At 30.4% G+C, this 6,967-nt stretch carries 6 protein-coding genes; all 6 read right to left on the reverse strand.

Annotated elements, in window-relative coordinates; genetic code table 11:
• Positions 1-92: 92 nt before the first annotated feature.
• On the reverse strand, positions 93-1,172 hold the full coding sequence (locus Q0739_RS14420) for a protein kinase (RefSeq protein ID WP_298239441.1): 1,080 nt from the start codon (positions 1,170-1,172) through the stop codon (positions 93-95).
• 188 nt (positions 1,173-1,360) lie between these two features.
• Positions 1,361-1,939: a hypothetical protein gene (locus Q0739_RS14425; protein WP_298239442.1), complete on the reverse strand. Its 579-nt coding sequence runs from the start codon at positions 1,937-1,939 to the stop codon at positions 1,361-1,363.
• A gap of 160 nt (positions 1,940-2,099) precedes the next feature.
• Positions 2,100-3,113: a BsuBI/PstI family type II restriction endonuclease gene (locus tag Q0739_RS14430; RefSeq protein WP_298239443.1), complete on the reverse strand. Its 1,014-nt coding sequence runs from the start codon at positions 3,111-3,113 to the stop codon at positions 2,100-2,102.
• A complete protein-coding gene (locus Q0739_RS14435) occupies positions 3,088-4,113 on the reverse strand; it encodes a DNA cytosine methyltransferase (protein ID WP_298239444.1) in 1,026 nt (341 codons plus the stop codon). Before Q0739_RS14435 ends, Q0739_RS14430 begins: the two co-directional genes overlap by 26 nt.
• 189 nt (positions 4,114-4,302) lie before the next feature.
• Positions 4,303-5,325: a DNA helicase UvrD gene (locus Q0739_RS14440; RefSeq protein ID WP_298239445.1), complete on the reverse strand. Its 1,023-nt coding sequence runs from the start codon at positions 5,323-5,325 to the stop codon at positions 4,303-4,305.
• Positions 5,307-6,866 carry a TOPRIM nucleotidyl transferase/hydrolase domain-containing protein gene (locus Q0739_RS14445; protein WP_298239446.1) on the reverse strand — a complete coding sequence of 520 codons (1,560 nt, stop codon included), beginning with the start codon at positions 6,864-6,866 and terminating at the stop codon, positions 5,307-5,309. Before Q0739_RS14445 ends, Q0739_RS14440 begins: the two co-directional genes overlap by 19 nt.
• Positions 6,867-6,967: the final 101 nt, after the last annotated feature.

Here is a 6,967-nt window from a genome sequence, read left to right on the forward strand (position 1 = left end):
CAGGAAAATCAGATGTAACAAAACAGGACTAATCGCTGGATTAAGCACAGACCCAAGCATTAATTTTATACTTTGTTATGCACTGGTTTTTATTATTCATAAGTCTTTTTGAATTCATTCCATTTCTTGTAGAGATATGGCCAATCAGTTTCTAAATTTACAAATTGAGAGGATTGTTTCTCAAAATGAACAATTAGAAATTCTACTTGAGAATGGCTTTTTCCGCAGATGTTTTTTAATTGATTAAGTAAGAAATCGAGAGTATCATCAATACTTGGTCTTTGAAGAGGATTAACATTGAGCATTTTTTTTATAAAAACTAAGCTTTCTTTGTCAACAGTAATATCTTCCGATAATACAATTTCACAACCATCTTCAATCCATTTTTTCCACCCTGCGGGCCTAGTCCATTTTTTACTGTTTTCATTTTTTGGTATGGGCCAAAAGTCTCTAAGTTTTATGCCAACAGGATGATGCCCATTAGTTATTAATTCAAAAAATATAACTCCCAAAGCAAAAATATCTGTAGCTTGAGATAATTGGTTTTCATTCCATTGTTCAGGTGCCATATAAGGTCTTGAACCACCAAAGAAATTGTAATCCTTGAAAGCGTTAGCAAGTCCAAAATCAGCAATTTTTACAAAATCATATATATCTAAGTCAGGTAGACCAACAAAATCATTTTTGATATTTTGAATAAAAATATTTGCTGGCTTTAAATCTTGATGAGCAATTAGTCCTTTGTCATAACAGTGTTTTAAACCAATACAAGTATAGATAAGCAGGGATAGTTTAGTGACTTGACTTGGTTGATTTCTTTCAATGAGATTATTTAAATCATTTCCCCAATACCTAAAAGATGCGACAGGTACATTAAACACACTGTCAAAGTCAAATGCCCAATGGACATATTTATTGTAATAGAAGGATAATTGAAGTTCTAACTCTCTTATAAATCGTCTTTCTATTTCTTCTTTTGAAGTATTTCCAATCGGTTTAGGTAGCTTAATGCAAGAATATCGGGGAGTTGTATTTACACCTTGGTCGAAAACAAATATCTCGCCACACATACCACTTGTTTGAAGGATGCATTCTCCTCTGCCATAATAATCTTCAAGCACTCCTTTTTTACTTTCGGCATCTAATTCGTAGAAATTGAAATTTTCGTCCATTTAACTGTTGTGTTGTTGATTGTAATGACTGGGGTGATTTTCCACACTTGTGCATAACGTTTATGTATAAGATTAGTGCGGTTTTGTGCGCGATGATTTTCCGCAGGAAAATCAGATGTAGCAAAACAGGACTAATCGCTGGTTTAAGCACAGACCCAAGCATTAATTTTATACTTTGTTGTACAACGTTATTTAAATTCAGTTTTAGATTCCAAATCTCCGTTTAGAATTATATTTTTTATTTCAGTCCTTTCAACGTTTATTCTGTCAAAACTTTCATTGAAGTTAAATTTATAAGTCATGTCAAAAATGCAATTACAAGAACAATGAGATCCAAATGCCTGATATATAATATTCAGCGTATTATTATTCAATTCCGCTTCACATAGAAATTTGGAACAGCAATTTCCAACAACTTTAAAACTAATTATAAAAGAATCTTCCTTGATTATTATATTCTGAACCTTTTTATCCAAAGCAAAATCATCTTTTCCGTCAACTGAGTTATCACATTCTGTAACTTCAATAGATTTAAGAATGTAACCATTTCCCCAATCTAAATCATATAATTTTTCGCTGTTTTGAAAGATTTGAGTTCCTTTAGGTGCAATTACTTTAGGTTCCGATTCTTTTTGTTTTAGAGTGTCAATTGTTTCAACATCAGATTCCGCTATTGTATTATCATTTATTTCTGTTTTATTTTCTTTTTCGTTACAACTTATAAAGGTGAATATTACTAGAATTAAGAATATACTTTTAAGTTTCATATTGGGCTTCGGTAATGTTGTACAACGTGATTGTGTATGGTTTCGTTGCGTGTTTTTAGCAACTAATTTAGCAAATACAAACCAAATTAAAAATCCGCGAGAATTTTCGTAAGTAAGCCTTTACTAGCAATGAATTATACACGGTGTTGTGCCTAGTGCATTATTCTTTATATGGTCCAAGAAACTTGTCTCCATTGAAGTGAACCATATGGTCAGGATTATCAGCAATCCAAACTTCAGTTTCCCAAGCTATATCAGCCATAAATTTCCGAAACTTTGGTCTATCTAAAAAAGCAGTTACATAGACAATATCAGCTTTACAATTCTTCGTTAATTTTTCAAGTTGCAAAAGTCTTATTTCACTAATTGGTCCAGATGAATGAACTGCTTCAATTAGATAAAGCCAATTCTTTTGTTTTGAAAACGCAATGACATCAGGTAATTCTTCGTGAGATATTTCAAAGAAATTCAGTTCTTCGAGCTTTTTAGTTTCTAAATGCAAATATTTGTCTGAAGTATCTCCGACATATAAAACTTCTGCTCCAAAACCATATCTAGGTAAAAAGTCTTCAATTATTGCCTTTTGTAAATCGTTATGTTCTCCAGCAGAAAATTCAAGTTTTCCTCCAGAAGGTAAAGTCACATTAACTCGTTGTATTTCTCTTTGTCTTTTTAGTTTTTGATTTAAAGGTTCAATACCTTGAAGTTTTTTATTAACAAGTTTTTCCCAATTTTCATTACCATAATTTTTTATAAGTTCTGCGTAAAGAGGGTTAACACAATATCCACGTGTAGAATCATTTGTTGCAGAATTTGGACTTGACCTTAAAACAACCTCTGCAACAGTAAGTAGTTTTAAGTCTTTTCTCCTTATATCATCATAAGAACCTGAACTAATGTTTTCTCCAAAATTTAAATTGACGTAATTAATTACATCTCTTGTCTTTAAAGAATATCCACTATTAAAATCCTTAATAGATTTGAATTCAGCTATGTTTTTAATATCAGCAGTAGCTAAAAAAGCAATTGCCATTCTCTCTAATCTTCTTGGTGTTGTATCTATAGGAATTCCAAAACAATCTAAAATATATAACGTAGTGTTTATCAGTTCCTGAATTTGTCGGCTTTTTTGTTTAAATGTTTTTGATTTATCTGGACTGATATATTGCTTCATTCTCGAATAGTTTGAATTGTTCGTTTTCCGTTATTAAATATGTTAAATCATTTGTCAAATAGTCCTTAATACTAGAAGCTAAATGGTAAGCAAAATTTGGTGCTACTGCATTTCCAATTTGATTGTATTGATGTGTCTGTGTGCCTATAAAATTAAACCAATCAGGAAAACTTTGAAGTCTCGCAGCTTCTCTAACTGTGATTCTACGTCTTCTTCCATCTTTTAATCTAACTCTATGCATATCTCCAGTAGCTCCAGCCAAATTTCTACAGGTTAAAGTTCGAGCAGGTCTATCTAAATACAAATCTCTAGGGTTTACGCATTTTGAAGCTTTTTCATATTTGGCAACATACTCATCCATAGATTTTGTGAAAAATTTTGAATTTTCGTCAAACTGAAAAGCTAATTCTCCTAAAGCTTCGCCTGCTGTAACTTTTCGATTTATTTTTTTAGGGTATCTATTTTTCTTTTTAGAACCAATAACAATAACTCTTTCTCTATTTTGCGGGACTTCATAGTCTTTTGCATTTAATAGAGAGTAATTTACATAATACCCTAATTTCTCAAGTTCTTCAATAACTTCTTTTAAATACCATTTATTTTTGTATAGCATTCCACGAACGTTCTCGAATAGAAGGAATTCTGGATTTAATTGCTTAATTGCTGATAGGAAAATTGGAAATCCATCACGAGAATCTTTTAAACCAAGTTGTTTTCCTCCAACACTAAATGGTTGGCAAGGTGGTCCTCCAATAACAATATCGGCTTTTGGATAAATAGTTTCAGTTGTCAGTTTTTGATTGAAACATTCTCCAATTAAATTTTCGTTATATGTTTTTGCGGCATTTTCATCCATTTCATAGCCAATGGTTTTAAATCCATTAGCTTCAAATCCAAGGGAAAGTCCACCACAACCTGCAAATAAATCAACTACTGTTTTATTCAAATCAGTGTCAATCCAAGGTTTTAGTTTACTATTTATTTCTTCCCAATATTCCATTTCTCAAAGGTACAAAATTCTAATGTGACTTCTATTTTTCTAGCATTAGGAACAACGTGTTTGTGTATGATTTCGTTGCGTGTTTAAGCACTAAAGTTAGCAAATAAATCACAGATAGAAAGTCCGCGAGGACTTTCGTAAGTAGGCAATAACTAGCAATGAATTATACACGTTGTTGTAAACTGTGCTTTATTCCAATAGTTTCTCACTAACTAAATAACAGTTTCCTCTTGTCCTTGAAAGAGCAACATATAATTTATTTTTAGTTCTGTTCGCTAATTCAGCCAATTTTCCTTTCTTGTACAACCCATAAGTCGTTTTATTCATTATTATACAAGTGTCTATAAAATCATCTTCTCCTTTGCATTCTCCCCAATTTTTAGCCGTAAAATCTCTTTTGCTAGCATTAATATATACAAGTTTTATTATTGCATCGTCTTTTAGCTTTTCGGTAAGGACTTCTTTATCTTCAATTAATTCTATCAATGTTTCGTCAGTTCTATGTGAACCTATTTGAATTTTTAAGTTATCGGTTATGTAATTACAAATTGTGGGACTGCATCTCCAACTATTACTTAAAGTATCTAAGTCAATTGTAATATTATAATCTGCATACTTTTTTAAGTATTTTGTATAATCCTTGTGTAAATTTGCATTCACATTTCTATCAAAACTTGTTACATAAGTATGTTGGTAGAAATCGCCTACAAAAAGGAAATTTACTTTTGATTTTGATAATTCCATTATAAAATTGAAATCGTGACCTCCTAAGTCTTGTACTTCATCATAATAGAAGTGGTCGCAGAATTTTTCAAGTCTTAATTTAACATCTTCAATTAAATTCTCAAATTCGATTAATTTGGCTAATCTATTATGATATGCATAACCACTCTTGCTTATATATTTTTTTATATCAGAATTCTTTAAATAATTGGTGAATTCAGGCGAGTTGTCAAGATAAACTCCTTTAAGATTATACTTGTAGAATAGAAAGGGTTTAATACAGAAACTATATAAAAAATTGAAATAAGTAAATACTTGTATGTTGTTTGGTAAATAACCAAATCTTTTGATAATCCTTTTCCTAATTAAGCTGGCATTTGTAATTGTATAAGTAACCAAATAAAACCTTTCAGTTAGATTTAGTTTGTCAATTAGATTGGTTGTTTTTCCAGAACCTGCAACAGCTAAGATTAATTTTTTATCAACCATTCTATCGCTTCCTTGATATAGTTAGGAACTTTAAGTTCCGCACTTTTTTTATCTAATAGTTCAAATGCACATTCGGCTTTTTCATCGAGCATAAATTCTTGGACAGTTCTTGTTTTCCTTGCAGGTAAAAATAAGTCGTTACAAACTTGTGTATTGGTATTAAACATTGAAATCTCAAATGTTGAGAGAGCATTATCTTTCTCAGAAAATACCTGAATGTTTGGTGCAGTAAATTTGGAATATCTATCAACACAATTCTTTTGATAGTTCTTGTCATTGTCTCTAATGACTGCTGTTTTGATTTTAAGCAGTTTAGAAATTTCCAAATATCTTTTAAAACTAGTTCCGTCAACTGAAATTATATGAGAATCTAAATCATTAGGTTTTTTGCCTGTAGTTATTTCAAAAAACCTTTCTAATAGAATAAATTCCGCATCTCCTTCAACTAGTATGACTTTTTTAGATAGAATAAATTCCAAGATATTATTATCTGGTGCTTTCATAAAAAAGTTCGCAGTTGAGTCCTCTAAATTAGTGAGGTCTATTGAAATAGAACTATTACTATTTAGTAAAATGGTATTCCTTAGGTCTAACCTTGAACTGATTAGGTTACTATGAGTTGCTATAAAAATTTGTTTGTTTTTTGAATCATTTATTCGAGCAATTAGATTTTTCATATTCAAATGACTTAGATGATTCTCAGGTTCTTCCAATAAGACGAAATCTAATTCATTTTGATTTTTTTGTAATGCAAATTCTGTTTTGATAAAGCATTGACGACCTTTTCCTTTGTTTTGAATGTCAATGTTTTCTTCTGTTATTGTTAAGTCAGTAACTAGATTAGATTTCTTATCATTTTTAATTCCAAATTGATAGTCGCCAGTTTTTTTATTTACGTCAGCAAGAATTGTCTCTCTATAGTCATTTTTATATTTACGATATTCGTTTAAATGCTTGTTCTTTTCTGATAAAGTTACATTGCTGTCGTATAAGGTCTTTATGTATTGATTTGTAGCATAATCATTATTGATTAGAGTGTTGTCTAATAGTATATGCTTAAAATCTTTTTTAAAACTTAAATATGGGTCTCCAGAAAACTTGTGAAAGGCAATGGAATAGTATTCAAAGGGAAAGTTTCGTTTTCCTTGTGCTAAGATTTCTGCAATATCTTTGCTCAATTCATCTCTTGGTTCACAAATCAGAGAAAGTCCAAAATGGTCAGTTTTAAGTGTATTGTTTCTTCCATAATATTTGTCTTTATCGCCTAAGTTGTCAAAATATAATTCAACTTTGAGTTTTGGTAAAGTTTCGTAAGTATTAGTAAGAAAAAAATCTTCTATACATTTGGAATTAAATAATAAATCTAATCCTTCAGATTCAATTCGGTTTCTGCTACCTCTTAGAGCTAAGTCAATTGCTAATAAAATTGAACTTTTTCCAGATTCATTGTCTCCAATTAAAACATTTAAATTATCTCTGAAATCTATTTCTAAATATTCGAATTTTTTAAAATTGAAAAGTCTAAGTTTTATAATTTTCATATTAGTTCGAATGTTTGTTTCAGCATGTCTAGTCCTGAAATATGGCTACAGGTTAAAATTGAATTTACGCTGATAATTTATATACCATATTTGGTGTTTTA

The organism is uncultured Algibacter sp. (assembly GCF_947487605.1).
In the GTDB taxonomy this organism is placed as follows: domain Bacteria; phylum Bacteroidota; class Bacteroidia; order Flavobacteriales; family Flavobacteriaceae; genus Algibacter_D.

Coding starts and splice junctions, on each gene's coding strand:
- Q0739_RS14430 (WP_298239443.1), bottom strand. CDS start 3,113: ATGAAGCAATATATCAGTCCAGATAAATCAAAAACATTTAAACAAAAA.
- Q0739_RS14420 (WP_298239441.1), bottom strand. CDS start 1,172: ATGGACGAAAATTTCAATTTCTACGAATTAGATGCCGAAAGTAAAAAA.
- Q0739_RS14435 (WP_298239444.1), bottom strand. CDS start 4,113: ATGGAATATTGGGAAGAAATAAATAGTAAACTAAAACCTTGGATTGAC.
- Q0739_RS14425 (WP_298239442.1), bottom strand. CDS start 1,939: ATGAAACTTAAAAGTATATTCTTAATTCTAGTAATATTCACCTTTATA.
- Q0739_RS14440 (WP_298239445.1), bottom strand. CDS start 5,325: ATGGTTGATAAAAAATTAATCTTAGCTGTTGCAGGTTCTGGAAAAACA.
- Q0739_RS14445 (WP_298239446.1), bottom strand. CDS start 6,866: ATGAAAATTATAAAACTTAGACTTTTCAATTTTAAAAAATTCGAATAT.